The organism is Natronomonas sp. EA1 (genome assembly GCF_051195035.1).
Classification (GTDB): domain Archaea; phylum Halobacteriota; class Halobacteria; order Halobacteriales; family Haloarculaceae; genus JBNTJV01.
The window spans coordinates 92969-111893 of the sequence record NZ_JBNTJV010000004.1 but is presented as its reverse complement, the minus strand read 5'-3'; the positions used below and the strand labels follow the sequence as shown (position 1 = coordinate 111893).

20 protein-coding genes are annotated in these 18925 nt (G+C 68.4%); 12 read left to right on the top strand and 8 right to left on the bottom strand.

The annotated features are described in order from the left end of the window. Window positions 1-20: 20 nt before the first annotated feature. The gene (icd, locus tag ACQUQR_RS13980; RefSeq protein ID WP_435197120.1) at window positions 21-1280 is read left to right on the top strand and encodes an isocitrate dehydrogenase (NADP(+)); all 1260 of its coding nucleotides are present in this window, start codon (window positions 21-23) and stop codon (window positions 1278-1280) included. 90 nt (window positions 1281-1370) lie between these two features. Here icd and ACQUQR_RS13975 read toward each other — a convergent pair whose 3' ends face one another. Beyond that, a complete protein-coding gene (locus ACQUQR_RS13975; RefSeq protein WP_435197119.1) occupies window positions 1371-2276 on the bottom strand; it encodes a hypothetical protein in 906 nt (301 codons plus the stop codon). After that, complete coding sequence (locus ACQUQR_RS13970; protein ID WP_435197118.1) at window positions 2273-2605, bottom strand: cupin domain-containing protein; 333 nt, start codon at window positions 2603-2605, stop codon at window positions 2273-2275. Before ACQUQR_RS13970 ends, ACQUQR_RS13975 begins: the two co-directional genes overlap by 4 nt. A 117-nt stretch (window positions 2606-2722) precedes the next feature. Here ACQUQR_RS13970 and ACQUQR_RS13965 point away from each other — a divergent pair, with 117 nt between their 5' ends. Beyond that, on the top strand, window positions 2723-3238 hold the full coding sequence (locus tag ACQUQR_RS13965; RefSeq protein WP_435197117.1) for a DUF5817 domain-containing protein: 516 nt from the start codon (window positions 2723-2725) through the stop codon (window positions 3236-3238). Next, the gene (locus ACQUQR_RS13960) at window positions 3235-3600 is read left to right on the top strand and encodes a hypothetical protein (RefSeq protein ID WP_435197116.1); all 366 of its coding nucleotides are present in this window, start codon (window positions 3235-3237) and stop codon (window positions 3598-3600) included. Before ACQUQR_RS13965 ends, ACQUQR_RS13960 begins: the two co-directional genes overlap by 4 nt. A 1-nt stretch (window position 3601) precedes the next feature. On the opposite strand, the gene hmgA is transcribed toward ACQUQR_RS13960, so the two are convergent. Next, a complete protein-coding gene (hmgA, locus tag ACQUQR_RS13955; RefSeq protein WP_435197115.1) occupies window positions 3602-4813 on the bottom strand; it encodes a hydroxymethylglutaryl-CoA reductase (NADPH) in 1212 nt (403 codons plus the stop codon). Window positions 4814-5102: 289 nt separating this feature from the next. After that, the gene (locus tag ACQUQR_RS13950; RefSeq protein WP_435197114.1) at window positions 5103-5738 is read right to left on the bottom strand and encodes a hypothetical protein; all 636 of its coding nucleotides are present in this window, start codon (window positions 5736-5738) and stop codon (window positions 5103-5105) included. Window positions 5739-5908: 170 nt separating this feature from the next. Here ACQUQR_RS13950 and ACQUQR_RS13945 point away from each other — a divergent pair, with 170 nt between their 5' ends. Beyond that, on the top strand, window positions 5909-7417 hold the full coding sequence (locus ACQUQR_RS13945) for an amidohydrolase (protein WP_435197113.1): 1509 nt from the start codon (window positions 5909-5911) through the stop codon (window positions 7415-7417). A 24-nt stretch (window positions 7418-7441) separates the two neighbouring features. Further along, window positions 7442-7621, top strand: a complete 180-nt coding sequence (locus ACQUQR_RS13940; protein ID WP_435197112.1) for a hypothetical protein — start codon at window positions 7442-7444, stop codon at window positions 7619-7621. Between the two features lie 36 nt (window positions 7622-7657). Here the strand turns inward: ACQUQR_RS13940 and gpmI are convergent, their stop codons facing one another. Next, entirely contained in the window at window positions 7658-9172 is a 1515-nt protein-coding gene (gene gpmI / locus ACQUQR_RS13935; RefSeq protein ID WP_435197111.1) for a 2,3-bisphosphoglycerate-independent phosphoglycerate mutase, read from the bottom strand. A gap of 647 nt (window positions 9173-9819) precedes the next feature. On the opposite strand from gpmI, the gene ACQUQR_RS13930 reads away from it, so the two are divergent. Then, on the top strand, window positions 9820-11076 hold the full coding sequence (locus ACQUQR_RS13930) for a DNA double-strand break repair nuclease NurA (RefSeq protein WP_435197110.1): 1257 nt from the start codon (window positions 9820-9822) through the stop codon (window positions 11074-11076). Here the strand turns inward: ACQUQR_RS13930 and ACQUQR_RS13925 are convergent, their stop codons facing one another. Beyond that, on the bottom strand, window positions 11077-11415 hold the full coding sequence (locus ACQUQR_RS13925; RefSeq protein WP_435197109.1) for a DUF7113 family protein: 339 nt from the start codon (window positions 11413-11415) through the stop codon (window positions 11077-11079). It abuts the gene before it with no gap. Between the two features lie 117 nt (window positions 11416-11532). Between ACQUQR_RS13925 and ACQUQR_RS13920 the strand changes: the two genes are divergently transcribed. From ACQUQR_RS13920 to ACQUQR_RS13905, 4 genes are all read left to right on the top strand, one after another. After that, window positions 11533-13293: an ATP-binding protein gene (locus tag ACQUQR_RS13920; protein WP_435197108.1), complete on the top strand. Its 1761-nt coding sequence runs from the start codon at window positions 11533-11535 to the stop codon at window positions 13291-13293. A 65-nt stretch (window positions 13294-13358) separates the two neighbouring features. Then, a complete protein-coding gene (locus ACQUQR_RS13915) occupies window positions 13359-13790 on the top strand; it encodes a universal stress protein (RefSeq protein WP_435197107.1) in 432 nt (143 codons plus the stop codon). Between the two features lie 123 nt (window positions 13791-13913). Further along, window positions 13914-14600 carry a nitroreductase family protein gene (locus ACQUQR_RS13910; RefSeq protein ID WP_435197106.1) on the top strand — a complete coding sequence of 229 codons (687 nt, stop codon included), beginning with the start codon at window positions 13914-13916 and terminating at the stop codon, window positions 14598-14600. Between the two features lie 143 nt (window positions 14601-14743). Further along, window positions 14744-15070 carry a DUF7344 domain-containing protein gene (locus ACQUQR_RS13905; RefSeq protein ID WP_435197105.1) on the top strand — a complete coding sequence of 109 codons (327 nt, stop codon included), beginning with the start codon at window positions 14744-14746 and terminating at the stop codon, window positions 15068-15070. Between the two features lie 200 nt (window positions 15071-15270). Here ACQUQR_RS13905 and ACQUQR_RS13900 read toward each other — a convergent pair whose 3' ends face one another. Then, a complete protein-coding gene (locus ACQUQR_RS13900; RefSeq protein ID WP_435197291.1) occupies window positions 15271-16179 on the bottom strand; it encodes a KaiC domain-containing protein in 909 nt (302 codons plus the stop codon). Between the two features lie 73 nt (window positions 16180-16252). On the opposite strand from ACQUQR_RS13900, the gene ACQUQR_RS13895 reads away from it, so the two are divergent. Together ACQUQR_RS13895 and mptA are read left to right on the top strand one after the other, a co-directional pair. Further along, window positions 16253-17077: an NAD(+)/NADH kinase gene (locus ACQUQR_RS13895; RefSeq protein ID WP_435197104.1), complete on the top strand. Its 825-nt coding sequence runs from the start codon at window positions 16253-16255 to the stop codon at window positions 17075-17077. Between the two features lie 66 nt (window positions 17078-17143). Then, the gene (mptA, locus tag ACQUQR_RS13890) at window positions 17144-18076 is read left to right on the top strand and encodes a GTP cyclohydrolase MptA (RefSeq protein WP_435197103.1); all 933 of its coding nucleotides are present in this window, start codon (window positions 17144-17146) and stop codon (window positions 18074-18076) included. 24 nt (window positions 18077-18100) lie between these two features. Here mptA and ACQUQR_RS13885 read toward each other — a convergent pair whose 3' ends face one another. Beyond that, window positions 18101-18913, bottom strand: coding sequence for a TrmB family transcriptional regulator (locus ACQUQR_RS13885; RefSeq protein ID WP_435197102.1), 813 nt, complete (start codon window positions 18911-18913; stop codon window positions 18101-18103). Window positions 18914-18925: the final 12 nt, after the last annotated feature.

The following is an 18925-nucleotide window of genomic DNA, read 5'->3' as shown; positions in this document are numbered from 1 at the left end:
GACCCTCCGAAACCGCGCGTATGGCCTACGATAAAGTCGAGGTCCCCGAGGAGGGGGAGAAGATCACGGTCGATGACGACGACGAGTTCATCGTCCCGGACAATCCGATCATCCCGATCATCCACGGCGACGGCATCGGGAAGGACGTCGGCCCCGCCGCGCAGAAGGTCCTCGAGGCCGCTGCGGAGGCCACGGGTCGAGAGATCAACTGGATGCGCGTCTACGCTGGTGAGTCCGCTCGCGAGCGCTACGACGGCGAGAACCTCCCGGAGGACACGCTGGAGGCGTTCAAGGAGTTCAAGGTCGGCATCAAGGGCCCGCTGACGACGCCCGTCGGCGCCGGCTTCCGCAGCCTCAACGTCGCGCTTCGCAAGAAGCTCGACCTCTACACGAACATGCGGCCGACCTACCACCTCGACGGCGTCCCGTCTCCTGTAAAGGCGCCCGAGAAGATGGACATGGTCAACTTCCGTGAGAACACGGAGGACGTCTACGCCGGCATCGAGTGGGAGGCCGGCACCGACGAGGTCCAGCAGGTCAAGGAGTTCGTCGAGGAGGAGATGGGCTTCGACGCCACCATCCACGACGGCCCGGTCGGCATCGGTGTCAAGCCCATCACGGAGTTCGGCACGAAGCGCCTCGTCCGCCAGGCCATCAAGTACGCCATCGCGAACGACCGTGACTCCGTCACCCTCGTCCACAAGGGGAACATCATGAAGTTCACCGAGGGTGCGTTCCGCGACTGGGGCTACGAGCTCGCCGCGGAGGAGTTCCCGGAGCAGACCATCACCGAGGACGAGCTGTGGGAGGAGTACGACGGTGAGGCCCCCGAGGGCGTCGTCGTCATGAAGGACCGCATCGCGGACAACATGCTCCAGCAGATCCTCACCCGGACGGAGCAGTACGACGTGCTCGCCATGCCGAACCTCAACGGCGACTACCTCTCCGACGCCGCCGGCGCCCAGATCGGTGGGCTCGGCATCGCCCCCGGTGCCAACATCGGTGACGGTCGGCTGCTCGCCGAGCCCGTCCACGGCTCCGCGCCCAAGTACGCCGGCGAGGACAAGGTCAACCCCTCCGCGATGATCCTCTCGGGTCGCATCATGCTCGACCAGATCGGCTGGCACGACGCCGCGGACCTCGTCCGCGACGCCGTCGAGGAGACCATCTCCTCGAAGAAGGTCACCTACGACATCGAGCGCCAGATCGACGGCGGCGAGAAGCTCGCGACGAGCGAGTTCGCCGACGAGATCGTGGCGAATATCCAGGAACTCGCGTAAGCGAGTCCTGGGTATATCGGACGCAGTCCGGCACCATCCAGAAACTCGCGTAAGCGACCCCGCGGACCTCGAACACGCCTTTTGTTTCGACTACTCCGGAAGCGGTTGCTCCGACCCGCCGGCGGGTCGGGTGGTGGCGTTCCGGGCCTCGTCGTACCAGCCGGGCCGCTCGACCGTCGTGTTCCCCACGTTCTCGAAGCTCGTCGCGCGCACGACACGCACGGGCTCGCCGTCGAAGGTGGCCTCGTAGACGAGCGAGTGGCGCTGGACGCGGCCGTCACCGCGGACGGCGATGCGGACCTCGGCGTCGGAGACGTTCGCCAAGAAGAGCGGTGGCCGGAGGACGGCCGTCCCACGGGATGATTCGGAGGTGAGGATGTGGAGGTGGCCGTCGAACGTCGTCGTGGTGAGCACCGACCAGTCCGTGAACTCCCCGTAGAGCGCGGCCAGTCGGTCGTGGCCCGTCACGTCCGGGAGGGGGCCGCCGAAATCCCCCGTGGTGCCGACGCGGTAGTCCACCTGCTCTTCGCCCACGCGGAACAGGGCGGGGCCGCCGTCGAACCAGATTTCCAGGTGCGCGTTCGCCGCGCTCACGGGGTAGGAGGGGTGGCTCTCCGACACCTCGACGACGTGGTACGGCCGCCCGCTCGGGGCGACGCGAGTGACGCGCCGCCACTCGCGAAGCGTGGTGTTCCCGGCCTCGATGCGCATCGTCTCGATACGGGTGTAGGAGCTGTTCCGCAGATGGCTCCGGTGTGACCCGGCGAGGACGAACGGGTCCGTCACGCCCGCGGTGGTGAGCCCGAGCGCGAGTCGCTCACCGGGCGGGTCCGGCGTCGGCGTCGGTGTCACCGACGTCGGGGGCGGGGTCTCAGGGTCCGCCGGGACCGGAACGGGCGAGAGCGTCTCCGTCGGCTGGCTTCCGTTAGCAAAGCCGCCACAACCCGCGAGGAGGACGCAGAGCGCGAGGAGTGCGAGGGTGTGTACCCTCGTCATTCGGCCCAGTCCGGGTTGGGCCGCGGCGGGGCGAAGATGTCCACCCCCTTCACGGGGATGTCACCCCGGTTCTCCGCGCCGTGGACCTCCCAGGCCGCGAGGACGTAGGAGTCGCCCGGGCCGACCGTGACCTCGCCGTCCTCGAGGAGGAAGGTGAGCTCCCCCTCGTAGATGAACCCCGACTGCTCGTGGTGGTGGTCGTGGCGGGGGACGGTCGCACCCGGCTCGATGCGGAAGTGCTGGACGCTCATCTCCTCGCCGGTGGCCAGCTGGGCGAGGTGGACGTTGTCGACGGCTTCCGTCTCGGATTCGAGGGGGACGCGTTCCATAGCGTGTGAACGAACCCCACGAATAAAACCCCAACCCCCGACCGCCACTTCCGGTCACCACGCCCGGCCGACACTCCCGACCGAGCGAATCAAGGCCCGGCAGCGGGAACTGGGGATATGTACGCGGTCGTCGGCTGCAACGAGTGCAGCGCCCTGTGGGTGGTGGAGGGGCGGCCCGACACCACCGCCTGTCCCCGCTGTCGCAAACGCCATCGGTTCAAAAAGCTCAAACAGTTCTTCACCCACGAGGAGGCCGACATGGCGAAGGAGATCCGCTCGCGGATGCTGCGTCAGCGCGCGGGCTTCGACGACATGGAGCTCGACTCCTTCTCGGGGCTGGAGGAGGACGCGATGAACGCCGGGATGAGCGACGCGGAGTATCTGGAGGCGTCGGGACTCGACGCGGCCGAGATCGACGCCGCGGGCGAGCGCGCGGACGGGACCACGGCCTCCCGCTCCCGGAAGGAGGTGGTGCTCGACGCGCTTCGCGACCTCGAGCGCCCGACCGAGGAGGACGTGGTCGAGTACGCCGACGACGCGGGCGTCGATGCCGACTACGCCAGACGGGCCCTCGAAAAGCTCACGCGCCGGGGCGAGGTCTCCGAATCGCGCGGCGTCTACCGGTTGCTGTGACCGACGAACGCGGACGCTGGCCCGACCCCGCCTCCATCGTCGTCGCCCTCTTCGTCGGGGCGGCGGGGATGCTGTTCCTCGTCGAGCCGGTCGTCGACCCGTTCCAGTTCGGCTCGCTGCGGGTGCGGCCCGTCGCGCTCGCCGCGCTGGTGTTCACGGTGGGGATGCTGCTCGGCGCGGGCATCTACCTCCGGCGGGGGAACCGGCTGGTGGGGCTCGGCCACGCCGTCGTCGGCGTCTCGTGGGGGCTCATCGTCGCGGGGACGGCGTTCGCCTCAGAGCTCGTGTTCTACGCCGGTATCGTCCTGCTGGTGGCGGGGCTCGGCTGGCTCGTCACGGAAGCGCGAGAACAGCTGGACTGAGTTACCGCCCCAGCTCCTCGTGGGCGCTCGCGAGATGCGAGGAGGCGAGTGCGCCGAGCAAGGAGAGTTCGCCGGCGAGCGCCGCGGTGCAGATGACCTCCGCGAGCGCGTCCGCGTTCGCGCCCGCGGGGTCGCCACCACCGCGGAGCCCGAGCACGTCGAGCGCCTCGGACTGCGTGGGGAGTTTGGTCCCCCCGCCGACCGTTCCGACCTCCAGCGACGCGATGGTGAGACTCGCGTAGAGTTCGTCCCCTCGGACATCGACGGTCGTGATCGCGTTGGAGCCTTCGACGACCTGCGCCGCGTCCTGCCCGGTGGCGAGGAACGCGGCGGCGATCGTGTTCGCGGCGTGGGCGTTGAAGCCGAGCGCGCCCGCCTTCGCCGAGCCGACGAGGTTCTTCCTGGTGTTGGCCTCCGCGATGGCCTCCGGCGTGGTCTTGAACCGGTCTTCCACCTGCTCACGTGAGAGCACCACGTCGGCGGCGACGGTGCGGCCTCTGCCTTCGACCGAATTGATGGCCGCGGGCTTCTTGTCCGAACAGAGGTTCCCCGAGAGCGCCACGAGTTCCGCAGGGGTTTCGGCCTCCACGACCTCCGAGGCGGCCTGCGTGGCGATGGTGGCCATGTTCATCCCCATCGCGTCCTTCGTGTCGTATCTGAACCGCAGGAACACGGAGTCGCCGACCACGTACGGCGTGACATCCGTGAGCTCGCCGTGGTTCGTCGTCGATTCGGCCGCGTCGCGCAGGGTGGCCTCGTTCTCGCGGACCCACGCGACGACCTCGCTCGCCTCACCCACGTCGGCGACGCGGAAGACGGGTGCGCGGGTCATCCCGTTCTTGAGCACGCGTGCGGTCGCCCCGCCCGCGGCGCGAATCGCGGAACAGCCCCGGTTCACCGAGGCGACGAGCGCCCCCTCCGTCGTGGCGAGCGGGAGCTGATACTCCCCGTCGGTCGCTCCGCCGTCGATGGGGATTGGCCCGACGACGCCCATCGGGATCTGCGCCGCACCGACCATGTTCTCGATGGCGGAGTCCGCGACTTCGGCGTCGAACGTGTAGCTCCCGACGGTGGAGAGGTCGGCGTCGGTCTCCGCTTCTAGGAGGAGACGACGGGCCGCGGCGGCCGTGTCGTGGTCGGCGTGCTGTTCGAGTTCGTGCAGGCGAAGCTCCCCCTCGCGGACCCGGGCCGCGAGTTCCTGGGCGTCGGTCATGCCCGCGAGTCGGGGGCGGGGCTTCCTAACGGTTCCCCTTCCTACCGGTTCCCGTTCCTGATGCCGAGGCGCTCCCGGATCTCCGCGCGCGGGCGGCGGGCGTGACGCTCCTCGACGAGCACGTCGCGGAGCGCCCCCTCCAGTTCGTCCAGCCGGTCGGCGACCGCCTCCAGATTGAGGATGCGGTCGGCCAGCGAGAGGTAGTAGGTGCCGTCCTGTTCGAGGTGGTCGTCGATGCCGAGTTCGACCCGTTCGTCGGCGGCCAGCCCGACGACGGCGACGGGCGTCTTCAGGTCGGGGTCTCGGCCGTCGATGTGCTCCCGGCCGTCGCCGTGGTCTCGGCCGTCGACGTACTCCCCGTACTCGCCGTCTCGTCGGTGGTCGCGCCCGTCGTGGAGGCCATCCCCGCGCTGGCCGCCGAATCGTCCGCGAGCGTCGTCGTCACCATCGACTGTGGCGTCGGCCAGAGCCGGCCCCCGTTCGCCTTGTAGCCGAAGTAGAGCGCGGCGAACCCGAATGGGCTCAGCAGTAGCGACATGAGGATGGCGGTGACCATACCGGCCTTCTGTGCCAGCAGCGAGGGCTCGTCGAGCCGGGAGGCGAGCGCGAGGAGCAGCCCCCCGAGCAGCAGGAACGCGATTCCCCCGAGCGCCGAGCTCCCGACGATGGCGAGGAGGCCGAGTCCCACCAGAATGAAACCCTGCACCTGGTACGTCCGGATGAAGTAGTGCTGGTAGCTGCTGCCGCCGGCCGAGGTATCGTATGACGCCTCTGTCGCCGTGGCACCGCCGGTCGCCGCGGCACCGACGCTCACCCCGCCCGTGTCCATCCCGGCCAGCCGCTTGAGAAGCCGGATGGTGACCCGGAACGGCCAGAGGATGATCCGGAAGACGAGCTTGATGAGCTTCAGCGTGAAGAAGACCATCGTTCCCCCGCGGTGTCGGTCGGTCGCGCTACCCCGGCCATCGGTGCGTCCCCCGCGCGTCGCATGGTGTCAATTCGCAATACTCTCCCCGATACTTAGTGGTTTCCCCGGCGCGAGCCACCTGTCGTCGGTTCCCCAGCGGCTATGTAGGAGCCGTTCCCTCATCCGGTATGACCGCACCTGCGGACCGCATCTTCACCAACGCCGAGGTGCACACGCTCGGCGAACGGGACAAGGTTCACGAGGCCGTCGCCGTCCGCGACGGCGAGATCGTCCGGGTCGATTCCGCCTACGAGATCGAGTTCCTGAACGGCGTCGAGACCGAGGTGGTCGACTGCGAGGGGGGCGTGCTCCTCCCCGGATTCATCGACGCACACACCCACATGGAGACGACCGGTCGGTATCTCGTCCACGCCGACCTCTCGGCCGACTCGCGGGGGGCCGCGCTGTCGACGCTCGCTGACCACGCCGACGCGACGGACGACGAGTGGATTCTAGGATATGGCTACGACGAGACACAGTGGAACGACGATCGGTTCCTCTTCCGTGAGGACCTCGACGCCGTCACCCGTGAGCGCCCCGTCGTCGCCTTCCGCGAGGACATGCACACCGCCTCCGTCAACAGCGTCGTCCTCGACCTGCTCGAGTTCCCGGAGGAGGGCGTCGAGCGCGTCGCCGGTGAGCCCACGGGCGTCCTCCGGGAGGAGGCCGTCGACGTGCTCTACGAGGCCACCGAGGCCGACGTGGCCGAGACGCGCGAACTCCTCGTAGCCGCGCGCGACCGGGCCTGGAAGAAAGGCGTCACCGCCGTCCACGACATGGTCCGCGACTCGAAGGCCCCGCGCGTCTACCGCGAACTCGATAGAGCGGGCGAGCTCGGCCTCCGCGTCCGGCTGAACTACTGGGCGACCCACCTCGACGCGGTGGAGGAGCTGGGGCTGGTGACGAACCACGGCTCGGGCCTCGTCGAGATGGGGGGCATCAAGACGTACACCGACGGCACGTTTGGGGGAAGAACGGCGAAAGTCTCCGAGGCGTACGAGGACGGCGGGACGGGTCAGTGGGTCGTCGACCCCGACCAGCTCGAAGCCTACGTCGCGCGGGCCCACTCCGCCGGGCTGCAGTTCTGTGCCCACGCCATCGGTGACGAGGCCGTCGAGGCCGTCCTCGACGCCTACGAGGGACGTCCCGGCCGCCACCGCATCGAACACGCCGAGCTCCTGCGGGATGACCTCATCGAGCGCCTCTCGGAAGAGGACGTGGTCGCGAGCGTCCAGCCGAACTTCCTCAAGTGGGCCCGCGAGGGCGGGCTCTACGAGCGGGCGCTTGGGCGCGAGCGCACGCGGGAGACGAACCAGTACGGCGCCCTCCTCGACGCTGGCGTCCCGCTCGCCTTCGGGTCGGACTGCATGCCGCTCGACCCCCTCCTCGGGGTCGCGCAGGCCGTTACCGCCCCCGACGACCGCCAGCGACTCTCGGTGACGGAGGCCCTGCAAGCCTACACCTCAGGGGCGGCCTACGCCGGCTTCGCGGAGGACCGACTGGGAACCATCGAGCCCGGGAAACGCGCCGACCTCGTGCTCCTGGAGGAGTCGCCGTGGGAGCTCTCCGGGGAGGAGATCGCGGAGATCGACGTGACGATGACCGTCGTCGACGGGGCGGTCGTTCACAAGAGTTAACACGTCACCCAGTGAGCATGGGATATGCCAGACGGAGCGCTCTTCATGCTCATCGCGGTTTTCGCCGTTCTCGCGCCGGTCGTGCTCTACGTGCTCGCCGAATCGAATCCGGACGACGCCTTCCGAGCGAGCCGGGGGGACGGGGAGACCGCGCGGGCGGAGTGGGGCGACGGCCCCGACCCCGTCCGGACCGACCGGGAGTAATCGAACACGGATTTCTCGCCGGGCGACCCCTGGTGGCTACTCCAGCAGCGACGCGCCGGTCATCGCCGCGGGCTGGTCGATTCCCATCAGTTCGAGGAGCGTCGGCGCGATATCACAGAGCGCGCCGTCGGCCCGCGCGGTCCGCCCCCCGTTCGTCCCGTCCGGCGCGAGGTAGACGAACGGGACGGGGTTCGTGGTGTGGGCGGTGTGCGGGTTCTCCTCGGTGCCCATGTCGTCGGCGTTGCCGTGGTCCGCGGTGACGATGACGTGCGCCCCCGCGCGCTGGAGAGCGTCGAGCAGACGACCCAGCTGCTCGTCGACGGCCTCCACTGCGGCGACCGCCGCGTCGAAGTCGCCCGTGTGCCCCACCATGTCGGGGTTCGCGTAGTTCAACACGAGGAAGTCCGGGTCCTCGGCCTCGACGACGGAGATGGCGGTGTCCGTCACCTCCGGGGCGCTCATCGCGGGCGTCTCCTCGTACGTCGGCACGTCGGGGGAGGGGACGATCTCCCGGTGCTCGCCGTCGAACTCCACTTCTCTCCCCCCGTTGAGGAAGTAGGTGACGTGGGCGTACTTCTCCGTCTCCGCGAGCCGGAGCTGGGTGAGTCCCGCCTCGGCGATGACCTCCCCCAGCGTGTCCGCGGGCTGGTGCGGCTCGAACGCGACGGGGAGGTCGAACGTCTCGTCGTACTCCGTCATCGTGAGGAGGTGGACATCCGGGGGATGGGTGTCGAACCTCCACGCCGGCCGGATATCCGCGAGCATCCGGGTGAGCTGACGCGCGCGGTCCGACCGGAAGTTGAAAAAAATGGCTGCGTCGCCATCGGAGAGCGCCGGCCCCCCTTCCACGAGCGTCGGCTCCACGAACTCGTCCGTCTCGCCGCGCTGGTAGGCGTGCTCGACGGCCGTCACACCCGAGGCCGCGACGTGTTCGGCCTCCCGGTTCACGATGGCGTCGTACGCGCGTTTCGTCCGGCCCCAGTTCTCGTCGCGGTCCATCGCGAAGTACCGGCCCGTGACGGTGGCGACCCGTCCGGTCCCGGCCGCCTCCGCGTGGGCTTCCAGCTCCCGGAGGAACCCCGCGCCCGACTTGGGCGCCGTGTCCCGGCCGTCGGTGAACGCGTGGGTGACCGCCTCCACCCCCTCCGCCGCGGCGAGGTCGATGAGCGCGTGGAGATGCGACTGGAACGCGTGGACACCCCCGTCCGAGACGAGCCCCATGAAGTGGACGGTCCCCCCGTGCTCGCGGGCGTGGTCGAACGCCGCGAGAACCGCCTCGTTCTCCGCGAGCGACCCCTCCGTGGCCGCATCGGAGATACGCGCCGCGTCCTGGGTGACGACCCTCCCCGCCCCGATGTTCAGATGCCCGACCTCGCTGTTCCCCATCTGCCCGTCCGGGAGGCCGACCCGGCGTCCGAAGGTGGTGAGCGTGGTGGCCGCGCCCTGCTCGCTGATCCGGTCGAACGTGGGCGTGTTCGCAGCCCGGACGGCATCGCGTCTGTCGTGGTCGCCGATACCCCAGCCGTCGAGGATGACGAGCGCCGCTTTCATTATTTGGGTGTGGGGTGCTTGCTCGTAAGTACGGTTCGGTGCTAGCAGGAATTGTGTGAAGTTCTGATTCTGCTGTTGTCGCGTACTTCGAAAGAGATACTGGCAACACCTGCAAAGCCCTCACGCTCTCGACTCGGTGCGCCCGCTGCGCTCCTCGTCACTCGCTCCGCTCGTTCCTGCGGTGCTTGACGGTGCGCGCCTTCGCCCAGAGCGTTCGCCCTTTGCGATTCCACCAGATCAGCAACAGCACCGCGACCGCAACAGCCCAGCCCTTCCCCGGCCCGCGCGCCCTCGCATTCGCTCGGGACGCGCGACCGGCCACACGGCTGTGTGTGCGTGCCTGCTCGCACCCGCGAGCAGGTCGCACCACAAGGGAAAGGTAGGTCTGCGGTGCGGGGCGGTTCCTGGTGGACATGCAAAGGGCGAGGGGGCTCGCGCCAGAGGGGAGTCGCCTGCGCGAGCCCTATCCGCGCAAGCGGATATCTCGCGCAGCGACCGCGAGCACCCGAGGGCTTTGCAGGTGTTGGCGGACCCGGTAGCCACGTTGCTGCCCGAAACACCCAACACACGAACAGAGCGACAAAAACACCAAAACCACCGGAGAGACCACGGAGCCTTTTTGACCTCGACCACGGAACCAACGGCACATGACGCTCGACCCGGTGCATTTCGACGGAATCGCGGAGCTGGCCGGGCGCATCACCGCCGGCGTCGACACCTCGGACCACCGGGCGTTCGCCGAGACCGTCTGGGAGGAGTTCCTCGACCCGCTGTGGGCCGACGGCGAGAAGGTGATCGAACCGCTCGACGAGCGGAAACGCCGGAGACTCGACATCGAGCAGGCGGCGCTGATGGACGACCGCTTCCCGACGCGCCACGGGCTCGACTCGGGGACGATCAACCCGACGACGTACTCGAACGGCCTCGTCCTCGACGTGGCGCAGGCGGCGATGGGGGCGGTCCCCTCCGACCTGGAGCTCCACCGGGCGCGGACGGTGGTGGCGACGGTCCACTCGAACGACGCGACGGTCGACTGCGGCGAGGAGGAGTGGTCGATGTTCGACGAGGGGTACTCCCGCGGGAAGGTGGTACAGGCCCCGCGCGTCTCGCGGTTCGAGGAGGCCGTCGTCCACGCCTTGTCCCTCTATCTCGCGGAGTCGTCGCACGCGCTGTTGCAGGCGGACGTGGTCGAGGACCTGCTCATCCTCGACGGCCCCGTCTACCCGAAGGGGCTGCTGCGGTGGGCCGACCGCCACCCGGAGCTGGCGGAGCTGCTGGAGACGCACGAACACCCGCGGGGCGTGCTCGCGAACTACGTGGAGCTGGTGGAGACGTTCGTCGCGCGGGAGGTGCCCGTGATGGGGTTCGTGAAGAACTCCTCGTCGAAGGCCATCACGCGGGCGGTCCGCCGGAAGGGGAACGCGCCGTGGGTGGACGACGCGGCGTTCTTCAAGCGCGTGCTGGAGCGCCGCGAGCGCGTGGACGGGGAGTTCGAACGGCTCGACGACGCGCTCACGTTCACGAACTGGTTCGTCTCGCGGTGCGGGGTCGACCGCGTGCTCTCGACGCTCGGGGACGCCCACGGGGTCGAACGGCGACTCGACCCCGCGGACTACGAGGTGACGTTCTTCGTCATCTACGACCCGCGGGAAGACCTGCTCTACCGGGTTGAGGCCCCCTACGCGTTCACGAAGGACGACGCGGTCAGGCGGGACCTCGCGATGCAGGCGCTGAAGGGCGTCGCCATCGAGCGCGGGCCGCCGCTGGCCGTGGCGAAGGCCGACGAGTTGGCGCGCATCTCCCGCGACGAGAAGGCCGCGCTCGGCCGGAACATCGAACAGCAGTTCGACGCCGAGCGGTCGCGGACGTACGACGACAAGCGCTGGCTGGACGTCGAGTACTGACTACTGGAGTTCGGCGTCCTCGATGACCTCGATTTCGACCGATTCCTCGTCGACGCCGATACGGGCGAACTGGGTGCGGAGGTGGTCCTTCGCGGCCTCGATGGCCTGCTCGGCCGTCTCGAAGCCGCGGGGCATGGGCGACTCGAAGGCGACGCGGATCTCGCGGCCGTCGATTTTCTGAAGCTGTCCTCCGCTTTCCACCTCGTAGAAGGCGTCGCAGACCCAGACGTACGGCGCGCCGTCGTCGGGCGCGCCCTTGTACGTGGGCGGCTGCTCGCCGCGTTCGTACAGCGTCCCGGTCAGGGCCGTCCCGCCGGCGTGCCCCCGAATGAGTAACATCTACTGGAACTAAGCCGGGGAAACGTAAATGGCAATCGAACGCGCGCCACGGGTCGGCGGGCACGGACCGTGAGATGCGAGGAGAACAGCCATTAGGGTGGCCCCGAACGTACGGCTATGACCGACCTCGGCGACTTCTCCCCCTCCGGCGACGACACGGCCGCGGACGAGGACGACTTCGAGGAGGTGACCGTCCACGCCCCCGGCAGCGACCGGGGTATCGGGACGCTCTCCGCCTCCGAAGGGCTCTCCATCGGTGAGGACCCCGACGACACCCGGCTCCGCGCGTACATCACCGTCAACAACCGCACGGAAGTCCGCATCGGAACGTACCTCATCGTCTCGTACCCCGACAGCGAACGGCTGTTCTGCCGCATCGTCGCGCTGGAGTACGCCCAGGAGTTCCGCTCGGACGACGCCACCGAGATCCACGCCCGGCGCGCGATGCGACAGGCGAGCATCGACGAGCAGGACTACAAGTTCATGGCGACGCTCGAGCCCGTCGCCGTCCTCTACGAGGACCGCGGCGAGCTCAGACGCCGGATGGCCGACCGGGTGCCGAAACCCGAGACGGTCGTCCGGCAGGCGAAGGACGCGACGGAGATCAAAACGGGACTCAAGATCCCCGAATCCGGGGTGTTCCTCGGTCACCTCGCCGTCGGGGGCGAGAAGGTCCGCACCGCGGCCGAACCGCCGACCATCGACTACCGCGTGAAGGACGACTACGGGGATGGCGATCCGCTCGTCTTCCGGCACACGCTCGTCGCCGGTGGAACGGGGTCGGGGAAGACCCACGGCGCGAAGAACATCCTCCGGCAGTATCTCGCCGAGGAGCGGACCTACCCCATCGAGGGCGGGCGGGAGGTACAGGCCGCCGTCGTCCAGTTCGACCCGCAGGACGAGTACGCGCAGATGCACGACGACAACCCCGATCTCGATCAGGAGTTCGCCCGCCGGCTCGACCGCGAGGGGGTCGCCCACGGCGGGCATGCGGATACGAAGGCGTTCGTCCCGAAGGTGGGCGACGCAACCTACGCCGCGGACCACCACCGCGCGGAGCAGGTCGAGTTCACGATTCCGTTCTCGATGGTGAAGGACAACGAGTGGCTCGTCGCGGGCGGGGGGCTGAACGACAACCAGTACGCCGCGCTCAACGAACTCCTCTATCGCTTCTTCAGCCAGTACGGGGAGTCGGGGACGTACGCCCAGTTCATCTCCTTCATCGACGACCCCGCGCTGAAAGAGGAGCTTCACGAGTCGGGGCGGGTCCACGAGGCCACCTTCGACGCCGTCGGTCGCCGCGTTCGGGGGTTCACCCACGTCTTCGACCAGGACGCCAAGCCCATCACGGAGCTGGTCCACGAGTTCGTGCGGCCGGGGGGGCTCACGACGGTGCCGACCTATCACATCAACGACTCCCGGGCGACGACCACGGTCGTCCTGGCCGTCGCGTCCCTGCTCGTCGACCAGAAGCTCTCGAACGACCCCACCCACGAGCGCATCAAGGAGACGCCCCTCGTATTGGGGATGGACGAGGCGCACAACTTCCTCACCGACGCCGACAGCGTCCAGGCCCGGCGGGTCATCTCGAAGTTCTCCGAGGCGGCGAAGCAAGGGAGAAAAGAGCGGCTGGGGCTGTTCCTCATCACGCAGGACCCCCAGGACATCGCGGAGCCGGTGTTCAAACAGATCAACACCACCATCGTCCTCAACCTCGGTGACGAGGACGCCATCAAGTCCGTGAACATCCCATCTACACTGGAAGGGAAGGTGCCGTACTTCGAGAAGGGCCAGATGGCGGTCTACTCGCCGGACAACTCCGAACCCGTGGAGGTCGTCGGCCTCTCGAAGTGTGTGACGCGCCACGGACGGGACTGAGGAGAGGGGGTGAGCCCGGTTCCGAGGGCGGCCACGCTTTTCCGACTCGACTGTGAAGTGGTCACATGGGCAAACGCATCTGTATTCCCGTGGATGGCTCCGAGCAGTCCGACGAGGCGCTCGCGTTCGCGTTCAGTGAGCATCCGGACGCGACGGTGACGCTCCTCCACATCATCAATCCCGCGCGGGCGGGCTACGGGGCGCAGGCCGGCCTCCCCTCCTTCTCCGAGGAGTGGTACGAGGAGGCGGAGAACGCCGCGGAGGAGCTGTTCGACGAGGCCCGCGAGCGAGCGCCCGACACCGTGACCATCGAGACGGCGGTCGAGGTGGGCCAGCCAGCCCGGACCATCGTCGAGTTCGTCGCCGACGAGGCGAACGACATCGATCACGTCGTGATGGGGAGCCACGGTCGGTCGGGCATCTCTCGCGTCCTGCTCGGGAGCGTCGCGGAGGAGGTGGTCCGCCGGTCGCCCGTCCCGGTGACGGTCGTCAGGTAACACGCCTCACAGCACGGCTGTGCAGTGACGCCGCCGTCACCCGGTGGCGCGGAGGGGGGGTCGCACCGGCACGGCTCGCCGGGGCGGACGGCCGTTTATACGTCACGCCCCTTCGGTCGGGTGATGGAACTCACCGAAGTCATCGGAAGTCGCCGGTCGGTCCACAGCTACGCCGACGAGCCGCTCTCTGAGGAGACGATCGAGACGATCTTCGAGAGCGTCCGACAGACACCCTCGAGCTACAACCTCCAGCCGTGGGAGTTCCTCGTCCTCACCGAGGAGGCGAACCAGGAAGCGCTCCAGGAGGCCGCCTTCGGCCAGGAGCACGTCACCGACGCGGCCGCCGTCGTGGTCGTCCTCGGGAACCTCGACCCCGCCGCGCACGCCGAGCGCGTCTTCGACGACTGGCTCGAGAGCGGCTATCTCCCGGACGAGGAGGCCCGCGACGGCCTGCTCGAGGACGTCCGGAGCTGGCGAGACCAGCCCCGCGAGGAGAACCGTATCTGGACGACCCGCTCCACCGCGCTCGCCGCGACGAACCTCATGAACGCCGCGTGGGACGAGGGCGTCGCCTCCTGCCCGATGGGTGGGTTCGACCCCGACGCCGTCCGCGAGGCGTTCGACATCTCCGACGGCTACGAGCCGGTCATGCTCGTCACCCTCGGCTACCCCGTCGACGAGGACGAACTCGAGGGCCCGGAGAAGTTCCGCCGCTCCGTCGACGAGATCGTCCACTACGACGCGTTCGACCCCGTCGCCCCCGGCCTCGAGAGCGAGCCGGGCATCGAGGCGCCCGCGGACGACGACTGACCGCAGAACGCGCCACACACGCGCTTTTCCCCCGTTTTTCGCGATTCGGTCAGAGGCGTCGCCAACCGAGCCGGGGGCTTTATACCGGGAGCGTCCTCACCCCGGCACATGACCAGCAGGGACGTATCGGCCCGGGGGGTGCCGTGAACTCCGAGCTGTCGGTTCAGGCCGCCTACCGCGTCCTCGCGGACGACCGGGCGCGGGCCGTCGTCACCGCCGTCGCGGAGACGGGCGGCCTGAGCCTCGACGCCCTCGCGCGGATGCTCGCCGCCCGCGAGCAGGGCGTCCCCCCCGAGCGGCTCGACGAGCAGGCCGTCCGGAACGTCCGCGTCTCGCTGCGCGACGACCAGCTCCCCTGTCTCGCGGCCCACGGCATCCTCGGTCTCGACGGCGATGCCGTCACCCCCGGCTCGAACCTCGGCGAGCTCGTCGCCGCCGAGGACGCGATTCAGGAGGCGCTCAGGAACTGAGGTACTGTTTTACCGACTGACCGAACAGACAACTGAGAGACGACTGACCGAACAGGCAGTTGGCGGGATGTCCGAGCGAGGGCGCGCCTGCGCCCTCGCGAGATCCCTCGCAGGCGAGCAGAGCGAGCCTGCGGCTTTTTTGGTCCAGATTTTTTGGCCGAGTGGTGCGCGGAGCGCACCCGAGGCAAAAAAAGGTGGCTTCAGAAGATGTTCGCCTGCTGGTAGACGCTGATGCCGTCGCCCGTGATCTCGTAGGGCTTCGTCTCACGCGAGTGGTTGGCGTTCCGGATCTTCTGGATCTCGACGGCGAGGCGGGTCTCGCGGAACTCCGAGCGGACGTACTGGAGGACGACGACGGCGTCGGTGAGATACTCGATGATGCCGTGCCGGGAGGCGTAGGGGTTGTCCTTGCTGGCCTCGGAGGTGAGCATGGTGGTGACGCCCGCCTCCTTCAGCGATTTGGTGAAATCGAACACCTCGGTGCGGCGCTCCGCCTGGTCCTGGTACATCATCTCCAGCAGCGAGACGGAGTCGAGCACGAGGCGGTCGGCGTCGAACTCGTCGATGAGCCGCGGGAGGTCGTTGCGGATGGAGCCGAGGGAGTTCGCCATCTCGACGGGGTCTAAATCGACGATAGCGAGCTGGTCGTCGGCTTCGAACTCGTCGAACACCCACCCCTTCTCGGCGGAGGCGTCGAGGATGGCCTCGCGACTCTCCTCTAAGGTGATGAAGACGGTCTGTTCCCCGCGCTGGAGCCCCTCGTGGAGGAACTGGAGGCCGAAGGTGGTCTTCCCCGTCCCGGCCGACCCCATGACGACGATGAGCGAGCGTTCGGGGACACCCCCCTGGATCATCTCGTCTAACCCCTTGATACCGAGGTTGATGCGGGGGATATCGGACTCGAAGTCCTCGTCGAAGTCGGAACTACCCATGCCGCCCTCGAAGGCGGAGGCGAAGTCGTCCTCGAAGAGCGCCTCCTCGTCGTCACCCTCGATGGGGTCCGACCCTTCGACACCGCTTTCGAACCAGTCGTCGTCCGGATTTTCGCTCATGGGAGCCCAGGCCGGCGAGAATGCCGGATATACTACGCCGTCGGTCCGGCGATAGATTAAGCTTGTCGTGAAGGAACCTCCTGCGGTGGACGTCGGGAGGCTTATGCCCCGGCCCCGAGAAGCGCGGGTGATGGAGGTCGGTATCGTCGCCCAGCGGGGGAACTCCCGCGCTGCCGAGTTGGCTGGAGAGATCCGCCGCGCCCTCACCGAGACGGCTGTCGCGGTGACGCTCGATAGCGCGACCGCCGCGGCCCTCGATCGTGAGGGGCGACCGCCCGAGGCGCTCGCCGACTGCTCGCTCGTCGTCTCCATCGGGGGCGACGGGACGTTCCTCTACACCGCGCGAGCCGTCGCGCCCGCGCCCGTGATGGGGGTGAACCTCGGGGAGGTCGGCTTCCTGAACGTCACGGCACCGGGCGAGGCGGTGGAGGCGGTCCGCGAGGAGGTCCACCGGCTCCGGACGACCGCGGACCCGGAGTTCCAGGAGATGCCACAGGTGACGGCGTCGGGCGACGGCTGGGGGCTCCCGCCCGCACTGAACGAGATCGCGGTGCTGGGGCCGCAGCGGGGCCACGGCAACGGTATCGACATCGAGGTGCGGGTGGACGGCGACCTCTACACCGGGAGCCACGCCGACGGCGTGCTGGTCGCGACCCCCACCGGCTCGACGGCGTACAACCTCTCGGAGGGTGGGCCGCTCGTCAACCCCTCGGTGGGTGGGTTCGTCGTCACCGAGATGTGTGCCGACGGGCCGATGCCCTCGCTCGTCGTCTCACCCGAGAGCACCGTCACGGTGCAGATCGACGGCGCGGACCTCGCGTACGCCGTGGCGGACGGGCGCACCCGCGAGGAGCTCTCACCGCCGACGCAGGTGGAGATCCGGCGTGCACCCGAGCCGGTGCGCGTCGCCGGGCCACCACTCGACTTTTTCACGGCGCTCGGGAAGCTCGACTGACCCCGAAAGCGGGGTAGGTCCCCGGTTTGGAAAGGGCTAATTGGCTTCGTCACCTCCTCGAGAGCAATGAGTCACCAACTCCCGGACGTACAGTCATCGAGTCCGGAGGTCAGCGTCGGTCTCAACCGCGTCGGCGTCACGGGTGTCGAAAAGCTCGTGAAGATCGCCCGCGAGGACGACCGCCCCATCGTGCTGATGGCGTCGTTCGAAGTGTTCGTCGACCTCCCATCGTGGCGGAAGGGGATCGACATGTCCCGCAACATGGAGGTCGTCGACGAGATCTTAGAGGAGGCGACCGCCAAGCCCGCGCTCCGCGTCGAGGACGTCTGTGGCGAGGCCGCAGAGCGCCTGCTCGAGCGCCACGACTACACGACGAAGGCCGAGGTCCGGATGGAAGCCGAGTACATCATCCGCGAGGAGACGCCCGCCTCGAACATCCCGACGCAGGCGACGGCCGATATCATCGCGTCGGCGACCGCGACGGCGGAGGGCACCCGCGAGGAGATCGGCGCACGCGTCGTCGGCATGACGGTCTGCCCCTGCTCGCAGGGGATGTCGGAGTCCCGCGCCCGGATGGTGATGGAGGATCTCGACATCGACGCGGAGACCATCGACGCCTTCCTCGAGGAGGTTCCGCAGCCGGGCCACAGCCAGCGCGGGCACGCCACGCTCACCGTCGAGAGCGACGGCGCCCCCGAGGTCGATTTGAACGAACTCATCGAGGTCGCGCGTGACTCGATGAGCGCGCGCATCTACAACCTCGCGAAGCGGCCGGACGAGGACTGGATGACGTACAACGCCCACGCCGACGCGAAGTTCGTGGAGGACTGCGTGCGTGCGCTCGCCGAGGGGGTCGTCGACCGGTTCCCGGACCTCCCGGACGACGCCGTCGTCTACATGGAGCAGTCAAACGACGAGTCCATCCACCAGCACAACGCCCACGCGGAGCGGCTGGCGGAGTTCGGCCAACTCAAGGCCGAGCTGAACGGCGAGAACTAGCGGTCGAGAACTAGCGGTCGAGAACTAAAGATCGAGCGAGAGCGGGTCCGCGTCGGCCCACCGGGGGTCGAACTCCCCGCGGACGCTCTCCGCGAACTCCAGGTCTTTCAGGTCGATCATCCCGAAGACGGCCTCGCTCTTGAGTGGGTGTGGCACCTCGATGACGACCTCGTTTCTATCGATCAGGGTGAACGTCCCCGAGACGTTCTCGCTCGTGCGCACGTCGAACCCGTCGTGTTCCGCGAGCGTCTCCCGGTACCGCCGGCCGATGCTCTCCGGGAGCTCGGGGACGATCTCCGGGCGCATGAGGAGTTTCACCTCCGCACCGCGGTCGAGCGCCTTCGAGAGCTCGTCTACGACGAGCGTGCCGACCGCGTCCATGTCGAAGAACTCCTTCGTGTAGCTCGAAAAGACCATCACGATCTGGGCGTCCGCGGCCGAAAGGCGTTCGATGAGCAGGTCGACGGTCTCCTCGGGGCCGACGGCGGCGGTCCAGAACGTCTCCTCGACGGGCTCGGCCGCGTCGAGTTCGCCGACGAGGTCGTCGACGATCTCCTCGTACTGCTGGGCTCGCGCGTCGAGTTCGCGTTTCTTGTCCTCCAGCAAGCGATCCAGCGCCGTCGCGGGCTCGACGGCGACGTACTTCTTCGGCCGGGAGGCGCTCTGTGAGCGCACGAGGTTGTACTGTTCGAGGCTCGTGAGCACGTCGTAGATGCGGCCCATCGGCACGTCGCTCGCGCGAGACAACTCCTTGGCCGTTGTCGGCCCGCTCTGGAGGAGGGCGCGATACGCACGCGCTTCGTACTCCGAGAGCCCGAGGTCTCTGAGATTAGCCATGCACGTTCCACA

Bases quoted from the DNA above. Each gene is read 5' to 3' on its own strand.
- ACQUQR_RS13970 (WP_435197118.1), bottom strand. From the start codon at position 2,605: ATGGAACGCGTCCCCCTCGAATCCGAGACGGAAGCCGTCGACAACGTC.
- ACQUQR_RS13885 (WP_435197102.1), bottom strand. From the start codon at position 18,913: ATGGCTAATCTCAGAGACCTCGGGCTCTCGGAGTACGAAGCGCGTGCG.
- ACQUQR_RS13945 (WP_435197113.1), top strand. From the start codon at position 5,909: ATGACCGCACCTGCGGACCGCATCTTCACCAACGCCGAGGTGCACACG.
- ACQUQR_RS13910 (WP_435197106.1), top strand. From the start codon at position 13,914: ATGGAACTCACCGAAGTCATCGGAAGTCGCCGGTCGGTCCACAGCTAC.
- ACQUQR_RS13930 (WP_435197110.1), top strand. From the start codon at position 9,820: ATGACGCTCGACCCGGTGCATTTCGACGGAATCGCGGAGCTGGCCGGG.
- ACQUQR_RS13965 (WP_435197117.1), top strand. From the start codon at position 2,723: ATGTACGCGGTCGTCGGCTGCAACGAGTGCAGCGCCCTGTGGGTGGTG.
- hmgA (WP_435197115.1), bottom strand. From the start codon at position 4,813: ATGACCGACGCCCAGGAACTCGCGGCCCGGGTCCGCGAGGGGGAGCTT.
- mptA (WP_435197103.1), top strand. From the start codon at position 17,144: ATGAGTCACCAACTCCCGGACGTACAGTCATCGAGTCCGGAGGTCAGC.
- ACQUQR_RS13920 (WP_435197108.1), top strand. From the start codon at position 11,533: ATGACCGACCTCGGCGACTTCTCCCCCTCCGGCGACGACACGGCCGCG.
- gpmI (WP_435197111.1), bottom strand. From the start codon at position 9,172: ATGAAAGCGGCGCTCGTCATCCTCGACGGCTGGGGTATCGGCGACCAC.
- icd (WP_435197120.1), top strand. From the start codon at position 21: ATGGCCTACGATAAAGTCGAGGTCCCCGAGGAGGGGGAGAAGATCACG.
- ACQUQR_RS13925 (WP_435197109.1), bottom strand. From the start codon at position 11,415: ATGTTACTCATTCGGGGGCACGCCGGCGGGACGGCCCTGACCGGGACG.
- ACQUQR_RS13895 (WP_435197104.1), top strand. From the start codon at position 16,253: ATGGAGGTCGGTATCGTCGCCCAGCGGGGGAACTCCCGCGCTGCCGAG.
- ACQUQR_RS13915 (WP_435197107.1), top strand. From the start codon at position 13,359: ATGGGCAAACGCATCTGTATTCCCGTGGATGGCTCCGAGCAGTCCGAC.
- ACQUQR_RS13950 (WP_435197114.1), bottom strand. From the start codon at position 5,738: ATGGTCTTCTTCACGCTGAAGCTCATCAAGCTCGTCTTCCGGATCATC.
- ACQUQR_RS13975 (WP_435197119.1), bottom strand. From the start codon at position 2,276: ATGACGAGGGTACACACCCTCGCACTCCTCGCGCTCTGCGTCCTCCTC.
- ACQUQR_RS13940 (WP_435197112.1), top strand. From the start codon at position 7,442: ATGCCAGACGGAGCGCTCTTCATGCTCATCGCGGTTTTCGCCGTTCTC.